We start from the raw sequence: 18,711 nt of genomic DNA on the forward strand, positions 1-18,711 counted from the left end.
TCGACCGCGCGTACTGCCTGAACTACCAACTGCATAAACACAACAACAGGATCAACACTACAGGAGATTTCGGACACCGATGACCACAGCTCAAGACTCCTGCTGCGGCCAGAACTCCAGGACGTTCCGAATGACCTCGCGGGGCGCTGTCAGGAGCGGGGCAACGTGACCGGCGCCGGTTACCTCTGCGAACCTGCCACCGGGCACAGACTGTGCTGCACGCTCCACTTCGGTGCGGTCCAGCAACGCGTCGTCGCGGCCGGCCAGCATGAGGACAGGTACCGTCAGCCGGGGCAGCACCGGGCGGAGGTCAGGCCGGTGCATCATCACCGACTGCATGGCCCAGTATTTCCCGCGCCTGTCACCGCGGTCGAAGGCTTTCCTCACCGCATCGGCAGCGGAGGGATTGGTCCTGGCAACGCCTTCACCGACGAGCGCCTCCACGAGGATCCTGCTGAACGGCCGCGGACCCACCGCCCGGTAGAGGTAGACGAGGAGCGCGTTCTGCCTGCGCTCGGACGTGGTCAGTGGATACGGCGGAGTACCGACGGTGGTCAGCGTCCGGCAGCGGGCCGGGAACGCATCGGCGAACACTATCCCCACGTGCCCGCCCCAGGCGTTACCCACCCAATCAACCGGGCCCGTGACGCGGAGCGCATTGAGCACCTGTGACGCCGCGGTGGCGCAGTCCTCGAGCGTGTACCGCCTGCGCGGGCCGGGGCTGTCGCCGTGGCCCGGGCCGTCGATGAGGAACAGTTCTCGCTGCGCGCCCAGGTCCTCCACCACGGCCTCGAACGTGCTGGAGTCGACGAACAGGCTGTGCCACAGGACTGCAGGAGGCCCGCCGCCCCTTCGCCGCACCGCAAGGGGCCCGAGGACGGTTTCAACAGTGACCGGGGAATCGTTGGTAACCATAACGGCCTCCAGGTCTTGCGCCGCTTCAACGTTGCGCTCCATACAGAAGCACTGTGCGATACAGACTCCTCCCGGCGCCTGTGGCCGTCAAGAAGGATTTGCCGCTTGCGGCTGAACCACCTTGCCGGTGAAGATGGCTTAGCGCACGAGGCGCGACCGGCCACGGGTGGGGGTTCCCTTTGCCGGCGTTGGCGCCCCAGAAAGCCTTCGTTGCTTCATTTTCCTTCCGCCAATTCGGCGGCGCACCGTCCGTCCCCGCGCGATGTCGCAAAGCTGGGTGAACTGCTGGACGACGACGTGTGGGCGTTCAGCAATTGCCGGGTGGATGCACCCGGCAGGCCGGTGGCCGAGATCGACTGGTTCTTCTACAACACCCGGTTGGGGACTCTGATGGTCAGCGAGTGGAAGGGCTTCCCCCAACGTGTGGCCTCGGCGACCGACACTGGGACCCGGTGGCTGCTTGAGGGCGGGCTGATGGTGGCCAACCCCATCGAGCAGGTATCAAAACAGCTCGACGCGTTGCGGACCGCCCTCCGCCTCGGCATCCTCCCCCAGCACTTTCCTGCCTTTGCTCCCCAGGAACTGAGGTTGATGCAGAGCGTTTATTCGCCACAAATTGATGATCAGACGGCGGTAGAGCGGATCCGGTGGGGGAAAGTTTATGGCGGCCTTCCGGAACTGGCGGCCGCAGTCTCGAACTGGACCAGCCCGGCACCCCTGCTCCTGCCAGACCCTGACGCGCAGCTTGGCCTGGCGAACGCGCTTTGCGCGCTGTTCCGCACCAGCATGCCTGCCGACGTGAAAACCAAACTCAGCCTTTCGAGGAAAAAGCCCGCTGCCGACGTCGTACGCCGAATCAGTGAGATCCATCGCGAGATCGCGGCGCTGCATGCCGAACTGGCCGACCTGACGCTGGAGGCAGCAACAGCCGTCAACTCCCGGCCAGCAGAACCAACACCGCAACCATGGGCACCGCCCCCAGCCGCAAAGCCTGCTGCCTCGAAGACAATGACCACGAAGGCGCCTGCCCTGACTGAGCACCAGCGGATGAACGCCCATCTGACCCGCAGCTTTCGGGACGTGAACGGAAGTGCAGAGGCTGCCGCAAAGGCGCTCGAACAAGCCTGGATCTCAGTGCTCAATGACCCGCTGCTGCATGGCGCGCCGGGGATCAGCGTCAGTATGTTCGGCTCCCTGGGCACGCCACTGGTAAAGCAGCACCACGGTTCGCTGTCGAAGGTGCTGGGAATGCAGCTGCGGAAATGGTGCGTCCTTCAGGCTGAAGCGGCTGGGATGAAGCCAAGGGACGTTGCCGGTAAGCCGTCCAACATTCGAGTGCGCTGAAGCATATGAATGCGGCAGCGGCCTCAAACACAGTGCAGACCAGCCATGAATCAAAAATTGTTTTAGCAAAGCAACCCATCCGATATGGGATGGGCCCCGAATAGCTGGCATGACCCCTTGGGTCGGAGGCATTCAGCCGATCCATAAATCCATAACGCATTCAGGAGATCACTATGGCAACACACACGAACACCGGCATGGCAACCCGCACCAACGTGCAAAAGGCGTCAATGGCTGTTGGGGCAGTGTTCCTGCTGGTCGGCATCCTGGGCTTCGTCCCGGGAATCACGGGCAACTACGACCAGCTGCACTTCGCCGGCCACCACTCCGAGGCCATGCTGCTGGGCATCTTCCAGGTTTCCGCCTTGCACAACATCGTCCACCTGCTCTTCGGCGTGGCCGGCATCGCTCTTGCCAAAACCGCGTCCGGAGCCCGTTCCTTCCTCCTCTACGGCGGCATCATCTACCTGGTCCTCTTCATCTACGGCCTGGTCATCCCGCAGGACACCGCCGGCAACTTCGTCCCGGTGAACGGGGCCGACAACATCCTGCACCTGCTGCTCGGCGTCGGCATGGTAGCCCTGGCCCTGATCCTCACCAAGGGCCACGCCAAAGCACGCGCTTAAGGCTCTCCCTTGGCGCTAACCCCGCCGAATAACCAGTGGCCCCGATCGGCAGCTTCCGCTGTCGATCGGGGCCACTGTCATGCTGCTGCCTCTCGCCGCGTAGCCCTGCCCCCTGGGTTCGCGGCAGACCTAAGAACCTCTGGTCCGGGTGCGGTCGCAGAGACGTCCGCACCCGGCGTAGGGTTCTCCGACGGCGGGTGCGGCATAAAGGAAACCCTCACCAGGTTCCGTCAACTCGGCCTGGCGCCCTGACCCTCCTACTCGCCGCGGGCAGTGGCCAAGTGGTTCGGCTCAAGGAGCTTATGGCCCGCCGCGGCCGAGAGGTCTATGTGCTGGCCGACTCGTCCAAGCTCGGCCTGCGGCCGTTTCATGCCTGGGCCCGCTTGGCCCTTCCTTGGACCCTGGTGACGGACGACGGCGCCGACCCCGAGCAGGTGCAAAAGTTCCGGGACGCCGGTGTAAAGGTTGAGGTGGCGCAGGTCGGCGGAGCGGCTGACTGACCGGAACACCGCGCCAGCTGCGCCGATGGGGAGGGTTCACCCCTGCCCATCGGCGCCTGTGCAGGTAGCCTCTAGGCTGAGGCTGCCGGGAACCGCTCCCACACCCGGTGTGCTGCCAGCAGCCCGGTCAATTCCCGGACCAGGGATTCAGGCTCCTTGCCCGAGACGATGCCCGGAGCATCAAGGGGCAGGCCCGCCGCCGCCAAAACCGCGGAATCGGCGCCCAGGGAGGCAATGGACTTGGCATGGCGGAATGCTTCAGTCAGCAGCAATACGGCCCGCGGGTCCAATGCATCCCCGGGGGCACCGGCTTTGGCGTCGAGCCCTGGTGCGGCGTCGGGAGCCGGAGCGGCAGCAGCAGCAACGATGACGGCGTCGAACTCGGTGGAGCGGGCGGTGAGGTAGGTCCGCTGCACAGGGACCCCGCCGTCGTCCTCTGATCCAAGGAAACCGCCCGCGGGGGCGATGACCAGGGGGACGATGCCCTCGGCGTCCAAGGCCTTCCGTGCTGCGTTTACGGCAGCAAGGTCGCTGTTCTCATCGGCCAGAATCCCGACAATCCGGCCGGCGACCGGCCAGCTCCCACCCACCTGCGACAAGGCAGGGCTGGGCTCGGACTCCGGGACCTGCTCAGTAGCCTGCGGAGCCGGAAGGCCCAGGCCTTTGGCCACCGCTGCGCACAGGCCCGCGTCCACATTGGCCAAAGCTGCCAACTGCCGCTCGCGGATGGACTTTTCGTAGCACTTGCCCAGCTCGAAGGTGTAGGCCTGGATCACGTGATCCTGCTCCACCGGGCTCAGGCTGCGGAAGAAGAGGCCCACCTGGCTGTAGTGGTCATCGAAGGATGCCGGGTTCTTCCGCTCCTTAATGGAGGTAGCCACTTCCTCCGGCACGTCGATGAAGGCGCCAAGATCCTGTCCCGCGAGGAACGGGCAGCCGCCGTCGAGCGAGTTCGGCTGGTAGGGAGCCACTCCCCCATGGACCGCCTGCTGGTGCATCCCGTCCCTCAGCATGTCGTTGACCGGGGCCTGCGGACGGTTGATGGGAATCTGGCCGAAGTTGGGTCCGCCCAGCCGGGAGATCTGGGTATCAAGGTAGGAGAAGAGGCGTACCTGGAGCAAAGGATCGTTGGTGACGTCGATTCCTGGGACGAGGTGGCCGGGGTGGAACGCCACCTGTTCGGTTTCGGCGAAGAAGTTGGTGGGGTTGGCGTTCAGGGTCATCACGCCGATGGGCTGGACCGGAGCGAGTTCTTCCGGTACGAACTTGGTGGGATCGAGCAGGTCGATCCCTTCGAACATTTGGTCCTCGGTGTCCGGGAACGTCTGCACGCCGAGCTCCCACTCGGGATAGGCGCCTGCTTCGATGGCGTCGGCCAGGTCCCGGCGGTGGAAGTCTGGATCCATGCCGTTGATGATTTGCGCTTCCTCCCACACCAACGAGTGGACGCCCTGCTTTGGCTTCCAGTGGAACTTCACCAACGTGGTTTGGCCTTCCGCGTTGATGAACCGGAAGGTGTGCACGCCGAAGCCTTCCATGGTCCGGTAGGAACGCGGGATGCCCCGGTCGGACATGTTCCACATCGTGTGCGCCTGGGCCTCGGTGTGCAGGGAAACGAAGTCCCAGAACGTGTCATGGGCGCTCTGCGCCTGGGGAATTTCCCGGTCCGGGTGCGGCTTGGCGGCGTGCACGATGTCCGGGAACTTGATGCCGTCCTGGACGAAGAAGACCGGGATGTTGTTGCCCACCAGGTCGTACGTGCCCTCGTCGGTGTAGAACTTGGTGGAAAAGCCCCTCGTGTCCCGGACGGTGTCGGCGGAGCCGCGGGAACCCAGCACTGTGGAGAAGCGCACGAAGACGGGCGTCTCCACGTCCTTGGCCAGGAAGCCTGCGCGGGTGATGTTGGCTGCAGTGCCGTAGGAGCGGAACACTCCATGGGCTCCTGCGCCGCGGGCGTGGACTACGCGCTCGGGAATGCGCTCGTGGTCAAAGTGCGTGATCTTTTCCCGCAGGTGGTGGTCCTGCAACAGAATAGGCCCGCGCGAACCAGCTTTCAGGGAGTGGTCCGTGTCCCGAAGGCGAAGCCCCTGGGCAGTGGTCAGGTACTGACCGGACTGGGCCCGCGCCGTGGCCGGTGCCCCGGTGGGGCTTCCCGTGGGAGAGACCGCCTCAGGTCCTCGCTGGTCCGGCTTTGGGGGCAGCGGCTCGCGTGGGGTTGTCGGTTCTTCCAGGCTGGCGGGCTCGCTTGCGGGGACTCCGGGGATCTGGATGTTGCTCTCTTCTGGCACGAATTTTTCTCCTCAGGATGGGCAAAACTGGCAGTCCTCGGGCAATGATCGAAAATACTAAGCGTGCTTAGCATGCTCTGCCAGCCTAGGAAAGGTTGCCCAGCACCACAAATTAGCCCGGGATTCGGACTACAGGCTCAGGGGTGAACGGATCACCCTTGCAGCGCCTCGCGCCTACCGAAGGGGTATGGCCGCCGCGAGCGCTACGACGGCGGAGCGGGGACTGGTCAGGACGGGAATCCCGAGGCCCTCAAGGAGGGCAGCAGCAGGTTCCATGCTTGCCTGCGCCAGGACGACGACGTCGGAGCGGCCTGCGAGCGCACGCGCACCTTCGGCGATTCTTAAGTGATAGGCCTCCGCCTCGCCTGCCATAAACGCTTCCCAGGCCCCGTCCACGACGCTTACCTCCACTGCCACCTCGGTTTCGGCGGCCGCGGCCTCCTGGCCGAGGACCCTGGTGGTCGGCTCCACGGTGCTGCTCAATGCCACGAGGACCCCGATCCGGGGGCCGAGGGTAACGGCCTGGCGAAGCATCGGCCGGTCGATCCTGAGCACTGCCAGGTTAGGGCCGGACAGACCTTCGGCGATCTCCCCAAGCGTGGAGCAGGTGCAGAGGACTACCGTGCAGCCGGCGTCGCGGAGCTGCGCAAGGTGGGCGGCCACGACGGCACGGACACCCTCCCCTGTCCCATCCGTCTTGGCAAGCTCCAGGGCGTCCGGGTCCACGCGGTGCACTGCACGCGCGGACGGCATAAGCTCGCGGGACAGGGCCTCGAACGTCGCCACGTGCACCTGCGACGTGTGGAGGAACCCCACGGGACCAGAAGCAGTTTGGGTTTCGGTCATGGAGCCCGACATTAACAGAACCTCGTCAGGGTTCGGCGATGGTCAGGGCTCAAGCCGCTTGCGCAGGAGGCAGAATTCGTTGCCTTCGGGATCGGACAGGACGTGCCACTGCTCGTTTCCTGTCTGCCCCACATCCGCCGGCCGGGCTCCCAGGGCAAGCAGGCGTTCCAGCTCGGCGTCCTGGTCCCGGTCCACCGGGTTGACATCGATGTGCAGGGGCAGCCGTCCGGCCCGCGGGTTGCTGCTGGGACTCAGGATGATGGTCGGCTGGAGGCCGCCGAACCCGGCGGGCGGGCCGATCTCGATCGCACCGTCCTCCCGGTCAAGCTCCACGTAGCCGAGGACGCCGCACCAAAACTGTGCGAGCAGTTCCGGATGGGTGCAGTTCAGGACCAGTTCACTGATGCGCGAAACCATGGGACCCAGTGTACGAAGGGCAGTGGCGGCGGGGAACCCGCGGAGAACAACGGCGGCGGCCCCTTCCGGAAGGGCCACCGGACGCGGTGGTGGAAACCACGACGGCGGGACTACCTTCCCCCGTCGTCTTCCTTTTGCTGGGGCACCGGAAAGCTCGGTAAAAACTGAGCAAAACCTGGGGCGGCAGCATGCTCCCGGCGGATACGCTTCCCCCTGGATATCCGGAGCCGCGCGCTTCCGGCGCACAGAAAATTGGGGGAATCAATGCAGGGACTAAGCCGTATTTACTGGACACGGCAGGGGCTTCGGCTGGCGTACGCGGCGGTGATGGTGTGGCTCGCCATCTCGGTGATGACCGCATTCATGCCCAAGGCAGCACCTGCCGCCGGCATACGGCCATCCTCCCCCGCGGAGGTATTGCGCGGCCTGGTCGAGGGCGTCGCCGCCGCGGTCACGCTCCCCGGTCTGGCCCTCGTCGTGATGTTCATCGTCGCCGCCGTCATCACCAGGCAGGACGTCCGGCGGCGGGACCCGGTACGGCGCTTTACCCGCGAACAGCGCCGCGAAGGGATGGCCAGGGCCGGCGGACGGTGCGAATTGGAGGCCGGGTTCGGGCGGCGCTGCGCCCGCCCCGCCGAGCATGGCGACCACTTCTACCCGTGGTCCAAGGGCGGCTCCACCAGCCTGCAGAACTTCGTCGCAGCCTGCGCCAGGTGCAACCGCGCCAAGCGTGCCAATATACCGTCGCCCAGCCAGCAGCAGCGGATGGAACGACGACGGCGGGACTACCTCCCGCCGTCGTCCTCCGTCAGCGTCGGCGAGCGGCAGCCGCTGCCCTGACAGGCTCACGACCGGCTAGGCCTGCCGGGTCGATGTGGGCGCCCCGGCTCCTCCGCCGCCGTGGATGGCTCGGCGGCCTGAGCAATCCGGACGACCCCTAGCCGGGGCTGGGCCCGGGGGTATGTGCTTTGTGCTGCCGGCCCTGGCGGGCGAAGTACGCGTAGACCACCAGGGCCACTCCCATCAGGACCATGACGGCCGGTATGACGAAGTCCAAGGGGATGAGCTGTGCCATGGACTGGAGCGCGAAGATGACTCCCAGCACCGCCAGGACGGCAGCCGGAATGAACGGCCACTTCATTCGCTCCATCCGGTCCGAGGTCCGCACCGGAAGCCTGGTCAGCACCCCAAAGGTTGCAGCCAGCCCCAGAAACAGGACGGCGGCAATTGCCGTGCCCTGCAAGACCTCGGAAAGGCTCACGACAACCGCCAGCGTGAACATGACACCGCACGGTATCAGCGCCCACCAGTTGGTCCGCTCGCGCAGGTAGATGGCCGCGAAACCTGCTCCCATGAAGAGGAACAGGAATGCTCCCACCGCGCTGCTGCCCGTGACCTGCGCCGCGGTTACCACCGCTGCAAGACCCAGGAACACCGAGCCCGGGATGGCGGCCCACCAGTTCTCCCGGTGGCGGGCGAATACAGTCAGGAATAAGGCCCCCACGGCGGCGAAGAGCAGCGCTGCGAAGAATGCGGCGCCTTCACCGAGGCCGAGCCGGTCCAGCAGCAACAGCACACCCAGCGCCATCAGGCCGATTCCTACGATGATGTTTGGATTTGCCGATTTCACCGTCTGCCTCCCGGAGTCCGGCAGGCGGCCCGTTCGCCGCCGTGCTTATTAAGGCTAGTCCCGGACCGGAACCTGAAATAGGGCGGAAAGCCCCCTCATTCTGACTCCACCAGATCCGTTGGATTGAGCCGGTTGGATTCGGGGGCGGGCCCTGGCCGCTCAGCTGCCGAGTCCTGGCACTACCGCAGGGCGTTGTTGGTGTTCACCCGGCCGTTGGCCCAGAAGGTGCCGGTCCCGGGAATCTGGTCGGCGGTCGATTGCACCTTTGCACGAACGGAGGTTGCCGTAGCACCAGGATTGACGCTCCAGACAAGGGCCGCTGTAGCGGACACGATCGCCGCGGACACGGAGGTTCCGTTGCCGACGTCGTATTTCTGTGACCGGTTGTTTGGCTTCTCCAACGTGAACGGGTGGTTCGGGAACGTGGAGTAGACGTTGACCCCGGGTGCTGCGATGTCCACCCAGCTGGCCCCGTAGGTTGAAAAGGCCGCTTTGGCATCCTTGTTGTCGGTGGCGGCGACCGCAATGACATTGGGGTAGCCGGCCGGGTAGATCTGCGCCTGGTTGCCACCGTTGCCGGCCGCTGCCACGAGCACCACGCCTTTGCTCCAGGCGTTGTTGACGGCAGCCTCGAGGGTCCGCGACGCCCGCACTCCGAGGCTCATGTTGATGACCTTCGCGCCGTTGCTGACCGCCCAGTTGATGCCGTTCGCCAGGCCGGAGCTGGAGCCCACGCCGCTGTCGTTGAGCACCTTGCCGGCCAGGATAGTGCATCCCGGACACACGCCGGCCACGCCGATGCCGTTGTTGGCAATGGCGGCCACTGTGCCTGTCATGTGCGTGCCGTGGCCGTAGATGTCGTCCGCACTCGTGGCTCCGCTGAAGTTCGCCCGGCCAACCACCTTGGAGGAGATGTCCTCGTGGTCAAGGTCCACGCCGGAGTCAAGGACGGCCACCTTGATGCCACTGCCCGTGGTGGCGGCCCATGCCTCCACAGCGTCGACATCAGCGTCCGGAGTGCCCGCTGCTATCGGGATATCACCCCGGGTATTGGTGAACGCCTGGCCATTGTTCTGCAGGGTGTACTGGCGGGGAAAATACTCGTCGGTCGTGGAGGTCGTGACCATGTGGTCCGGCTCGGCGTACTCCACCGCCGGGTTTCGGCTCAGGGCGTCGATCAGCTGGGGTTCCTTGCCGGCCGGTACTTTGATCAAGCGGGCGCCGGTGCTTCCGATGTCCGGGCCGTCGCTGAGGCCATGCTGGCGGAGGACTCCGGCTGCCCCGCCGTGGTCACGGAACTTGACCATGACCTGGCCGGCAGCCGGCGAAGGTTCAGGCGCGGCATTTCCGGGGCCTGCGAGAGTGACTGTGCCGAAACCGAGGATTGCCGCAGTGAAACCGGCAAGGAAGAGTCGTTTCATAGGGGCTATCTTCCGCGCACCCATACCCCCTGGATAGGGGTAAGAAACCCCCAAATTGTCGCTGGCCGATGTACCGGCGGCGAGCCCCGCCGTCGTAATTCCGGCGCCATTGTGCGGCTTTCGGCACAACGGTACGATTCTGGCGGGGAGAGGTCCTGGTCTGGAATGACGAGTGTTAGGGGCGGCCCTTCCGATGACTGACTTTTTCACCATGCAGCCCGGCGAAACCGCCGCTCCCCTGCCGCCGGGGCCTGTCCTGTGCACCGCGTCGGCGTCCATGCGGCGCATCCACCGCGTTTTCCTGTGGGCGTACGACGAGGCGCCGGGCCTGGTGCGCTCGGCCGCTGCGGGCGACACCGCCCGCGCCGCGTACGTGGGTGAAGTGCTGGGGAACTTCGACAAGCTGCTCCACATCCACCATGAGAGCGAGGACCTACTCATGTACCCGCAGCTGGCGGAGCGGGCACCGGGATGCGCCCTGCACATAGGCCAGATGCTCGAGCAGCACCGGCAGGTCACCCGGCGGCTCGAGGTCATCGCGCCGTTGCGGCTGCGCTGGATGACGACGGCGGACGGGGAGCAGGGCGCGGAACTCGCCGCGCTCTATGAAGACCTCGCGGCCGTCCTCAACGTGCACCTGCGCCGGGAGGTCACCGAGGTGATGCCCGCCGTCGAGAGGGTGATGACGGAGAGCGAAATGAAGGCAGCTGCGGAGCACGGGAGCAACCAGGTCAGCAACAAGTTCCTGGTGGGCTACCTCGGGATGGTGCTGGCAACGAACCCGCCCGAGGACCGGAAGGAACTGTTCAAGGAGATCCCCGCGCCGGCCCGCCTTGCCTACCGCCTGATCGGGCGCAGGATGTACCGGAAGCAGTACTCCGCGCTGTTCCCAGGACGCCCGGTCCCCGAGACCCTCTAGCTGAGCGGTGGTTTGAAATAATGGACGAGCCAGCATGTAGCAACCGAAGGGCACGTCACCATGACCCACCAGCAAAGACGTCGGGGCCAGCACCGTGCCCGCCGGCTGTTCTTGGGTCTTGTCCTGCTCGGAGCGCTCGCGTCCGTGGTGGCATTCCTCGGTCCCGGCTTACTTAATGGGTTGCGCACTGCAGACGGCTCGCTGGTGTTACGCCCGGAGTGCGTGGTCGAAACCTCTGAGGGCGAGGTGGGACTCGATCGTGACCAAGCGCAACGGGCCACCACAGCGGTGGCGCTCCTCTCCCGCGGAATGGCAGCCCCGGATACCACCGGCATCGACGCGGCGGTCTTACAGCGGTTGGCCGACGGGCCGCCCGGAGACGCCGGCCCTGTTCTGGCCTGCCGCGGGTCCGCGGCCAGTGATCTCCAGGAACAGCAGGCGAGTGCCACCGGTTTGACACCGCGTGCCGAGCAGTTGCGCGGGGCCATGACAGAAGTGTTCGGCGAGCAAAGCCTGGGCGGGTTCGCCCCGGGAGGCGTGGATCAGGGGCATGGAGCTGACTCGACGCACTACGATGGCCGGGCGATCGACATCTTCTTCCGCCCCGTCACCGAGGACAACCGGCGAGAGGGGTGGATACTCGCGCACTGGCTCGTTGCTCACGCCGAGGACCTGGACGTCCAGTACGTCATCTTCGACGACCGGTTCTGGAGCGCCCACAGCTCGAGTGAGCAATGGGGAGACTACGACGCACCCAAACCCGGCAACGAGATCCTCCGTCACCTCGACCACGTCCACGTGGATGTGCTGGGCGGAAGGACCGCCTAAGGGAGCTCGCTCGTGGCGGTTTGCAGCGCCCGCCAGGGTAAACGGGCGGCTTGTCCAACAAACGCATCAGACGTTGCACTAGGCTGGAAATCCCCGTACCAACCACCAACAAGCGAGGCTTAACGTGCACCAGGACGCCACCCGGTTCCTGTCCCAGCCGGTGGCCGCCCAGCCCGGCGCACCCCTCCGCGTCGCGGTTTACTCCCGGATTGCCGAAGCCATCCGCAACGGTCTCCTCACGCCCGGCTCCATGATCCCCACCGAAACCGAACTCGGCGCCGACATGAAAGTCAGCCGCACCGTGGTCCGGGAAGCCCTCATGCTGCTCGAGGAGGACGGCCTCATCAGGGCGCGGCGCGGCGTCGGGCGCTTCGTCTCGGACACGCTCCCCCGCATCGGCATCGAACGCATCCGCCCATTCGAGGAAGTGCTCGGCAGCCCCGGCCAGCAGCTCGAGGTCAAGCGCATCCAGGTGGTGCGCCAGCCCGCTTCCGAATTCGCCGCCCCCGGCGTCGGCGTCGAGCCCGGCACCGACTGCTGGCTCTGGGAATCAGTCCTGATCCGCGACGGCGAGGCTATCGCCCACCTGCAGGAAAACATCTCCACTCAACCCGTCAGCCTGGGCAAAACCGCCGCCGCGCCCCTGGAGATTAAGGACGACGGCGGTACCACCTTGCTTGCCGCGCTCAACACCCAGATGGGCCGGCTGCCCGGGCCGGGCGAGTGCCAGATCAGCCTCAGCCAGGTGGGCCCCAGCCGTGCGAAGCTGCTGGACCTGCGCCCGTCCGATCCCGTGCTGGTCCTCACCCAGTACGTTCGATACGGCAACCAGCCCTTCTACCTGGCCAAGTGCCTCATCGCAGCCCGTGCCGGGCACCTCTCGGTGATGCAGTCGCTGCAGTCCTAGAGTCCTACACATCGACGGCGTCCCTTGCATTGACCCTGGCTTTTGCCCAATAGGACTCTTGGCCGTTGTCATCTCGGCGGTTGATTCAACCTCTCCCCAGTTCTTCCGCGGCTGCGGAAGAACCACACCGCTTGGCCCAGAGGTCAATTGGTAGTGCCGATGTCCCTCTTGCGTCCACCCAACCCCAGCATGGCCATGGCAACAGACAGGACTAAGCCGGAGGCTATCAACGGGGTGGTTTCCTTGTTCGGGTGCCGGAAGGACTCCAGCGTGATCCGCTCCCATAGGATGCCAAGGCTGTAGAGGGCGCCCAGCCACCCGATCGCCTTTCGTACCCAACGCCGCGGCCTGGCAAGAAGCAGAACGATGCTTGCCGCATGGACCGCCAGCGTGTGCCATGGCGCTGCCAGCCCGCTGCCGGTGCCCCACATGTCACGAGCGACGTTCTCGGGCTTTCCCCGCCCAAAGGGAATGTCGTAAGGGATTTTGTCCCGGATCGCCTTCCGCGCGGCAACGAGTTGCACAATCAGCTGCACCAGCGAAACAGAGGCGAGGATTTTCATGACTGATCCTTCCAAGTTGCAGCCGGGAGGAAGAGCGTACCCCCGCCCCAAGGCCGAGGGCAACGCTTCTAGACGGTGTAAACCGGGCCGGTTTCGGCGGGCTCAACCACCAACAAGCTCGCCCACCGGCTGCATAGTCAGCAGCGTCTCCACCAGGTGCGGGGCGAAGTCCTCCTCGAGGGAAAGCACCACACGGCACCGCGCCCCCGCCACCGGAGGGTAACCCGCATACAGTCCCCGGAGGTCGCAGATGGTCTGGCCGCGGCCCGGCCCGTCAGAGGTGTCGACGGCGGCACGCACCACGGGGGCAACAGCAGCCTTAACAGCGCCAACAGCGAACGCCGCCGCCAAGGGATCGTGCATCGCGGAGCAGGGCCGGCCGTAAATGTCCTCGTAAAACCGGAAGTAGTAGCCCAGCATCTCCCCCAGCGCCTGGGCCACAAGCGAAGATGACGCCAGCAGCGCCTGCCGGTGCGTCTCCTCCAGGACAGACGTCATGGTCACGTCCAGCGGCACCAGGGTCACGTCCCAGTCGGCGGCCAGCACCAGGGCGGCGGCCTCGGGGTCGTTGAAGATGTTGGCCTCGGCCACCGGCGTGATGTTCCCCGGAGCCAAAGCAGCCCCGCCCATCACGGTCACCGACTCCACCAAGGACGGCAACGCAGGCTCCAGCCGGAGGGCCTCGGCGATGTTGGTCAGCGGCCCGATCGCGAGCACCTTCAAAGAACCAGGGTACGTACGCGCCAGCCGCACCAGCATCTCAGCCGCACTCTCGGACGCAACGGAAGCAGCCGCCGTCGTAAGCGTTACCCCGCCGATCCCGTTCTCGCCGTGCACCCACGGCGCCCCGCCGCCGAAGGAACCGGCAAGAGGGTCATGCGCACCAAGGGCCACCGGCACATCATCGGAGCCGGCAAGCGCCAGCAGGTCCAGGGTGTTGCGGGCACCAACGGCGGCACTGACGTTGCCGCTGACGGTCCCGATGCCCTTCACGCAAGCAAGAGGGGAGGCCAGCAGGTAGGCCAGGGCGAGGGCGTCGTCGATCCCGGTGTCGCAGTCCAGGTAGAACGGGGAGGGCGTGGTCATGGTGGTTCTCCTACAGTAGAAAGGGGTCAGACGTTCTCGCCCTTGGGGGCGGCTACGAAGAGGCTGACGAGGAACGCGGCGGCCGTGATGGCCACCGAGATCCAGAGGGCGGTGGCGTACCCGGCGGCGGTGGCCTGGGCGGCGAACGGCGCCACGAGGACGACGCCGAGGCTTGCCCCGATGCCGAAGGAGGCACCGTTGATGCCGGGCAGGGCGGCCGGGGCTTCCTTGGGTGAGAGGAGTACCGAGAGCCCGTTGATGGCGGTGAGGAAGAAGCCGTTGTAGAAGATGCCCAGGGCCGCGACGGCGATCAGCACCGCCGCCTGGTTGTCCGAGAAGGTGGCGGCGGCGATGGCGCAGGCCAAGCTTAGCCCCGTGCCGAACCGGAGGGTTTTGATCCAGCCGCGGTGGTCGGCCAGCCAGCCGGCCAGCGGGGCGGCGAAGACGCCGATGAGCGCGGCGGGGGTGAGGAACAGCAGCGCGGAGATAGAGGCGGTAAGCCCGAAGCCGCCGTCGGGGTCCTGGCTGAGCAGCACCACGGTGAAGTTGATGATGGCGAAAATGCCGGCCAGGGTGAGGACGGTGGTGGCGATGACTGGCCACACCTGGCGGGAGCGCAGGTGGTGGACGGCGATCAGCGGATGGCTGCGGCGTTTCTCGATAATCCAGAAGGCGGCGAAGGATGCGATGGTGCCGGCCAGCAGGGCGAGGGTGCTGGGTGCGGTCCAGCCGGCGGCCGAGCCGCCGGAGACGAAGTACGTGATGAAGATCAGGAACACGGACAGGGACCCGGCGCCCCACCAGTCCATGGCGCCGCGCACGCCCTGCGGCCGTCCGGCCGGGACGATTTTGATGATGCAGGCGGCGGCGATGGCGGTGAGGACCAGGACGACGACGAAGATGGACCGGAAGCCGAGGGTCTCGGCCATGAGCCCGCCCACGTAGCCGTCCACACCGCCCACTCCCCCGTTGATGGCGGCGATGATGCCCACGGAGGTGCCGAAGACTTTGGCGTGCAGGTTTTCGCTGAGCACGATGTAAGCAAGGGCGAAGACGGCGCTGGAGACGCCCTGCAGGAACCGGCCGGTGACCAGCAGCGGCAGGGTGGGGGCGGTGATGCAGAGGACGGTGCCGGCGCCCATGATCCCCAGGACCAGGAGCAGGGCGGCGCGGCGGCCGATGAAGTCGCTCCACCGGCCGATCACGGGCCCGGCGATGGCACCGGCCAGGAAGAACATGGACTGGACGGGGGCGGCGCTCTCGGCACCCTGGCCGAAGTCGGCGGCGATCTGCGGCAGTGCAGGGGTGACCATGCTGGCGTTGAGCTGGAAGGACAGCACGCCGAGCAGCAGGGTGGAGATCAGCAGGGCGGCGCGGCGGCCGGCAAATCTTGTTTCTTCGGGAAGTACGACGGCGGAGGCGGCTTCCGCGGAAGGCGCGGCGGCCGCCGGGGTTGGGGTGTCACATCAAACTCCTTTGTTCTGCAGGCTGGTCCTGCGCTTGGGATGTGCGCCACCGCCGAACGGCTCCCGACCGCGGGCGAAACCATTGGCGCAGCGGTGCTGTCCGAGCAGCCCGGCGGCAAGGGTGCGAACCAGGCCGCGGCCGCGGCAAGGCTGGGCGGCAGTGCCCGGATGATCGGCGCCGTGGGCGATGACGCACACGGGCAGCGGATGCTTGACGCGCTGGCGGCTGCCGGCGTGGACACCGCTGACGTGGCCGTCCTGCCGGAGCCGACCGGGACGGCGCTGATCGTGGTGGACCGCGACGGCGAGAACCAGATCGTGGTGTGCCCGGGCGCCAACTCGAACCTTTCCATGGACGGGGTGGAGTTCGGCCCCGAGGAGACGGTGCTGTGCCAGCTGGAGGTGGGCCTGCCCGTGGTGATGGAGGCCGCTCGGCGGCACACCGGCTTCTTTGTGCTGAACGTGGCGCCGGCCATGGACCTGCCGGCCGAGCTGCTGGAGCGCTGCAACCTGGTGATTGTCAACGAGAGCGAGTACGCCCTGATCCCCGCTTTGGCCTCGGCCAAGCTGGTGGCGGTGACGTACGGCGGGGACGGCTCGGCGATGTTCGAGCACGGACGGAAGGTGGCCGAAACTCCGTCTGCCGCGGTCACGGTGGCGAACACCGTAGGCGCCGGGATGCCTTCTGCGCCGCCCTGGTCCTGGCGCTGCAGCAGGGGCTGGACTACGCACGGGCGCTGGCAGTGGCCAACGCGGTTGGGGCGGATGCGGTGGGCGATCCATCATCGCAGCCGGATTTGGCACAGCTCGGTTACTACGTCGAGCGGACCGCTCTAACTGAGGGAGCGCGATGAGCATCTCGTTCAGGCGGGCGTCTCGGACGGACTTTCCGGAGGTCCGTCGCATTACGCGAGATGCCTACCTGCGGGCCGGGCACTTCACTGCGGACCATCCCTACATGAGCGTCTTGGAGGATGTGGAACACCGGGCCGAGCATGCGCAGGTGTGGGTGGCGGAGACTGCCGGGCGGGTGGTGGCAGCCGTGACCCTGACGTTCGCCGGCCAGCCGTACAGCGAAATCGCGGTGGACGGCGAGCTGGAGTTCCGGATGCTGGCGGTGGACCCCTTGCACCAGGGCAGCGGCCTGGGCTCTACGGTAGTCAGCCGGATAGTGGATCACGCCCGGTCCCTGCCTGGCATTAAAGCGATCCGGTGAGACTTTCACCGGTTTCAACCCGTAAAATCAGGGCCGCCGATGATGTGCTGACTGAGTTGATGTGGATGCCCTCGACACCGAGCAGCGCATCCGCGCGCATGCACCAGCGACCGCGGGAACACGACATAGAGGTATTCATGTCAGGGTCTCTTTTGTTATTGGTTTGCTTGGTCGCTACCAATTCAAAGAGGCCCTGACCTCTCTCCCACGGCACCACGCCGCACCTAAAAACCAGACGGCCACGGCGTCGACATCAGTCCGCCCTAACCACGCTCATCTGCGAAGGGCCCGAAATCTACCACCTCGCCGTGACCCCAGGCCTGGCCTCCGTGGAGGAACTCTCTCCGAGTTCGAGGTGACGGCGTCCACCATCCGCCGCGACCTGGCGCTGCTGAATTCGCAGGGCCGGCTGGCCCGCACCTATGGCGGGGCGATAGCCATGGGCGCGCACCCGGAAGCGTCACTGCGGCAGCGCACCGGCGAGGCAATCATCCTGCTCGACGCCGGCTCCACGGCAGGTGCAGATCTATGTCAGCTTCCCCGGAACAGCGCGTGAGGCGCTCGGTTTGCCGGAGAGGGGGCCGACGACGACCGGGTCTTCTACTGGAGACTGAGGTCAACCTGCACGGCATCAAGGGACTCAGATGGAGCATCTCCGTCCCCCGTCACCGGTTTCATGGTGGCGTTGGCAATCGACTTGGTTATATCAGTCGTGATAGCAGCGCTCTCACCGTGCCTTACTGAGCCGTCACAGATTCAGACACCCACCACATGATGTCGGCTAACAGTTCATGGGAACCGCTCTCGTTTGAGTACCAAATTGGGAAAATTCCGCGTTCATTCAGAAACAGTTCCCTTTCAGTCCTCCATTCCGGACCGACTCCCCCCGGCTCAGCGAGGAAGGCGGAGTGCCTCGGCATGGCTTCGCCTTTGTTTTGTTTGACTTCCCTGGCGATTTCCATCGTGCGGTCGGGACCGAGGCTGCACCCGAGAAACACAATCATGCTAGAAGAAAAAATATCAACGAGGTCACGGCGGACATCACCGGACACACCGTAATGCTGGTCGTACTCCTGCCGCAACAAGACCCTGAAGTTTGGTCGCGAATAGTGTCCGTGCAATTTGAGCAGCAGTCTCTCACGACCGGAATTACCCTCATGCGCCCATCCGGCCCAGCTTCCGCACCCCTCAATTACGCGAGCCCTTGAATCCAGCTGCCGCAGGCTCAAATCGGCGAGACTATCGAAATTAGTCGTGACGAGGCTTTCGGGAAAAACCGCTGTGACTAGAGAGAGTAGCTCTGACGGCGCCGTCAAGGCATCAAAGACATCAAGAGCCTCGTTGAAAGCACTGTCGCCTCGAACCTCCCGGATGTCCTCGGCAAGGTTCTCAAAGTCGTAGGCGGCGAGACGTCTCTCAATCTCAGATTCCCCGATATATCCCTGGGCTTCCTTCCGCAGGAAGTCAGCCCACGTGGGCGCACCACTGGCAGCGGACAGACCTGCCCCAATGAAGGGGACCACGCCTCCCTTAGAGATCCGGCTCACAAGATTGTTGAGACGGCGAATTGACGTATCAGACAGTTCTTGCACGATGCGCTGGTAGACCTCGTCGAGGTAACTGCCTCTCAATTCTTTGTAAATTTCTGGATCCAGACGAACTACTTCGCTCGGATCGAACGAATAGCCTCCCACCGTTACCCAGTCCTCGCGGTCCCTCACCCGACCTTCAAAGTACGA

The 18,711-nt window shown here is 65.5% G+C and carries 17 protein-coding genes and 3 pseudogenes; 10 read left to right on the plus strand and 10 right to left on the minus strand.

Features of this window, described 5'->3' with window-relative positions; all coding sequences use genetic code 11:
* Positions 1–90: 90 nt before the first annotated feature.
* Positions 91–915 (minus strand): alpha/beta fold hydrolase, encoded by an 825-nt coding sequence (locus AC5RVN_RS08375; RefSeq protein WP_494137610.1) that lies wholly within the window; start codon positions 913–915, stop codon positions 91–93.
* 210 nt (positions 916–1,125) lie between these two features.
* Here AC5RVN_RS08375 and AC5RVN_RS08380 point away from each other — a divergent pair, with 210 nt between their 5' ends.
* From AC5RVN_RS08380 to AC5RVN_RS08390, 3 genes and pseudogenes are all read left to right on the plus strand, one after another.
* Positions 1,126–2,259 (plus strand): hypothetical protein, encoded by a 1,134-nt coding sequence (locus AC5RVN_RS08380; RefSeq protein ID WP_494137611.1) that lies wholly within the window; start codon positions 1,126–1,128, stop codon positions 2,257–2,259.
* Positions 2,260–2,432: 173 nt separating this feature from the next.
* A complete protein-coding gene (locus tag AC5RVN_RS08385; protein ID WP_494104541.1) occupies positions 2,433–2,885 on the plus strand; it encodes a DUF4383 domain-containing protein in 453 nt (150 codons plus the stop codon).
* A gap of 287 nt (positions 2,886–3,172) precedes the next feature.
* Positions 3,173–3,385, plus strand: a pseudogene (locus tag AC5RVN_RS08390) (DeoR/GlpR family DNA-binding transcription regulator); the annotation flags it as partial.
* 71 nt (positions 3,386–3,456) lie between these two features.
* Here the strand turns inward: AC5RVN_RS08390 and AC5RVN_RS08395 are convergent.
* The 3 genes from AC5RVN_RS08395 to AC5RVN_RS08405 form a co-directional block, all read right to left on the minus strand.
* Entirely contained in the window at positions 3,457–5,673 is a 2,217-nt protein-coding gene (locus AC5RVN_RS08395) for a catalase (RefSeq protein WP_494137612.1), read from the minus strand.
* Between the two features lie 174 nt (positions 5,674–5,847).
* A complete protein-coding gene (locus tag AC5RVN_RS08400; RefSeq protein ID WP_494137613.1) occupies positions 5,848–6,519 on the minus strand; it encodes an aspartate/glutamate racemase family protein in 672 nt (223 codons plus the stop codon).
* Between the two features lie 42 nt (positions 6,520–6,561).
* Positions 6,562–6,936: a VOC family protein gene (locus AC5RVN_RS08405; RefSeq protein WP_494137614.1), complete on the minus strand. Its 375-nt coding sequence runs from the start codon at positions 6,934–6,936 to the stop codon at positions 6,562–6,564.
* A gap of 264 nt (positions 6,937–7,200) precedes the next feature.
* Between AC5RVN_RS08405 and AC5RVN_RS08410 the strand changes: the two genes are divergently transcribed.
* Positions 7,201–7,776 (plus strand): HNH endonuclease, encoded by a 576-nt coding sequence (locus AC5RVN_RS08410; RefSeq protein ID WP_494137615.1) that lies wholly within the window; start codon positions 7,201–7,203, stop codon positions 7,774–7,776.
* 97 nt (positions 7,777–7,873) lie between these two features.
* On the opposite strand, the gene AC5RVN_RS08415 is transcribed toward AC5RVN_RS08410, so the two are convergent.
* Positions 7,874–8,566: a hypothetical protein gene (locus AC5RVN_RS08415; protein WP_494137616.1), complete on the minus strand. Its 693-nt coding sequence runs from the start codon at positions 8,564–8,566 to the stop codon at positions 7,874–7,876.
* A gap of 179 nt (positions 8,567–8,745) precedes the next feature.
* Positions 8,746–9,987, minus strand: coding sequence for a S8 family peptidase (locus AC5RVN_RS08420; protein WP_494137617.1), 1,242 nt, complete (start codon positions 9,985–9,987; stop codon positions 8,746–8,748).
* A 193-nt stretch (positions 9,988–10,180) separates the two neighbouring features.
* On the opposite strand from AC5RVN_RS08420, the gene AC5RVN_RS08425 reads away from it, so the two are divergent.
* The 3 genes from AC5RVN_RS08425 to AC5RVN_RS08435 all read left to right on the plus strand — a co-directional run bounded on the left by AC5RVN_RS08425 (position 10,181) and on the right by AC5RVN_RS08435 (position 12,641).
* Positions 10,181–10,906 (plus strand): hemerythrin domain-containing protein, encoded by a 726-nt coding sequence (locus AC5RVN_RS08425; RefSeq protein WP_494137618.1) that lies wholly within the window; start codon positions 10,181–10,183, stop codon positions 10,904–10,906.
* Between the two features lie 60 nt (positions 10,907–10,966).
* Positions 10,967–11,734 (plus strand): VldE C-terminal domain-containing protein, encoded by a 768-nt coding sequence (locus AC5RVN_RS08430; protein ID WP_494137619.1) that lies wholly within the window; start codon positions 10,967–10,969, stop codon positions 11,732–11,734.
* Between the two features lie 124 nt (positions 11,735–11,858).
* A complete protein-coding gene (locus tag AC5RVN_RS08435) occupies positions 11,859–12,641 on the plus strand; it encodes a GntR family transcriptional regulator (RefSeq protein ID WP_494137620.1) in 783 nt (260 codons plus the stop codon).
* Between the two features lie 143 nt (positions 12,642–12,784).
* On the opposite strand, the gene AC5RVN_RS08440 is transcribed toward AC5RVN_RS08435, so the two are convergent.
* The 3 genes from AC5RVN_RS08440 to AC5RVN_RS08450 all read right to left on the minus strand — a co-directional run bounded on the left by AC5RVN_RS08440 (position 12,785) and on the right by AC5RVN_RS08450 (position 15,630).
* A complete protein-coding gene (locus tag AC5RVN_RS08440) occupies positions 12,785–13,204 on the minus strand; it encodes a hypothetical protein (RefSeq protein WP_494137621.1) in 420 nt (139 codons plus the stop codon).
* 102 nt (positions 13,205–13,306) lie between these two features.
* Positions 13,307–14,290 (minus strand): nucleoside hydrolase, encoded by a 984-nt coding sequence (locus tag AC5RVN_RS08445; protein ID WP_494137622.1) that lies wholly within the window; start codon positions 14,288–14,290, stop codon positions 13,307–13,309.
* A gap of 26 nt (positions 14,291–14,316) precedes the next feature.
* Positions 14,317–15,630, minus strand: a complete 1,314-nt coding sequence (locus AC5RVN_RS08450) for an MFS transporter (protein WP_494137623.1) — start codon at positions 15,628–15,630, stop codon at positions 14,317–14,319.
* A 165-nt stretch (positions 15,631–15,795) separates the two neighbouring features.
* On the opposite strand from AC5RVN_RS08450, the pseudogene AC5RVN_RS08455 reads away from it, so the two are divergent.
* The 3 genes and pseudogenes from AC5RVN_RS08455 to AC5RVN_RS08465 form a co-directional block, all read left to right on the plus strand.
* A pseudogene (locus AC5RVN_RS08455) lies at positions 15,796–16,610 on the plus strand (PfkB family carbohydrate kinase).
* On the plus strand, positions 16,607–16,972 hold the full coding sequence (locus tag AC5RVN_RS08460; RefSeq protein WP_494137624.1) for a GNAT family N-acetyltransferase: 366 nt from the start codon (positions 16,607–16,609) through the stop codon (positions 16,970–16,972). Before AC5RVN_RS08455 ends, AC5RVN_RS08460 begins: the two are co-directional and overlap by 4 nt.
* A 275-nt stretch (positions 16,973–17,247) precedes the next feature.
* A pseudogene (locus AC5RVN_RS08465) lies at positions 17,248–17,495 on the plus strand (DeoR family transcriptional regulator); the annotation flags it as partial.
* Between the two features lie 214 nt (positions 17,496–17,709).
* On the opposite strand, the gene AC5RVN_RS08470 reads toward AC5RVN_RS08465, so the two are convergent.
* Entirely contained in the window at positions 17,710–18,693 is a 984-nt protein-coding gene (locus tag AC5RVN_RS08470; protein ID WP_494137625.1) for an SIR2 family protein, read from the minus strand.
* Between the last annotated feature and the right edge of the window lie 18 nt (positions 18,694–18,711).

The organism is Arthrobacter sp. sptzw32 (assembly GCF_059089735.1).

Excerpts from the sequence above, each read along its gene's own strand:
- AC5RVN_RS08375 (WP_494137610.1), bottom strand. The coding sequence starts at position 915 with ATGGTTACCAACGATTCCCCGGTCACTGTTGAAACCGTCCTCGGGCCC.
- AC5RVN_RS08385 (WP_494104541.1), top strand. The coding sequence starts at position 2,433 with ATGGCAACACACACGAACACCGGCATGGCAACCCGCACCAACGTGCAA.
- AC5RVN_RS08400 (WP_494137613.1), bottom strand. The coding sequence starts at position 6,519 with ATGACCGAAACCCAAACTGCTTCTGGTCCCGTGGGGTTCCTCCACACG.
- AC5RVN_RS08405 (WP_494137614.1), bottom strand. The coding sequence starts at position 6,936 with ATGGTTTCGCGCATCAGTGAACTGGTCCTGAACTGCACCCATCCGGAA.
- AC5RVN_RS08410 (WP_494137615.1), top strand. The coding sequence starts at position 7,201 with ATGCAGGGACTAAGCCGTATTTACTGGACACGGCAGGGGCTTCGGCTG.
- AC5RVN_RS08420 (WP_494137617.1), bottom strand. The coding sequence starts at position 9,987 with ATGAAACGACTCTTCCTTGCCGGTTTCACTGCGGCAATCCTCGGTTTC.
- AC5RVN_RS08425 (WP_494137618.1), top strand. The coding sequence starts at position 10,181 with ATGACTGACTTTTTCACCATGCAGCCCGGCGAAACCGCCGCTCCCCTG.
- AC5RVN_RS08430 (WP_494137619.1), top strand. The coding sequence starts at position 10,967 with ATGACCCACCAGCAAAGACGTCGGGGCCAGCACCGTGCCCGCCGGCTG.
- AC5RVN_RS08440 (WP_494137621.1), bottom strand. The coding sequence starts at position 13,204 with ATGAAAATCCTCGCCTCTGTTTCGCTGGTGCAGCTGATTGTGCAACTC.
- AC5RVN_RS08445 (WP_494137622.1), bottom strand. The coding sequence starts at position 14,290 with ATGACCACGCCCTCCCCGTTCTACCTGGACTGCGACACCGGGATCGAC.
- AC5RVN_RS08460 (WP_494137624.1), top strand. The coding sequence starts at position 16,607 with ATGAGCATCTCGTTCAGGCGGGCGTCTCGGACGGACTTTCCGGAGGTC.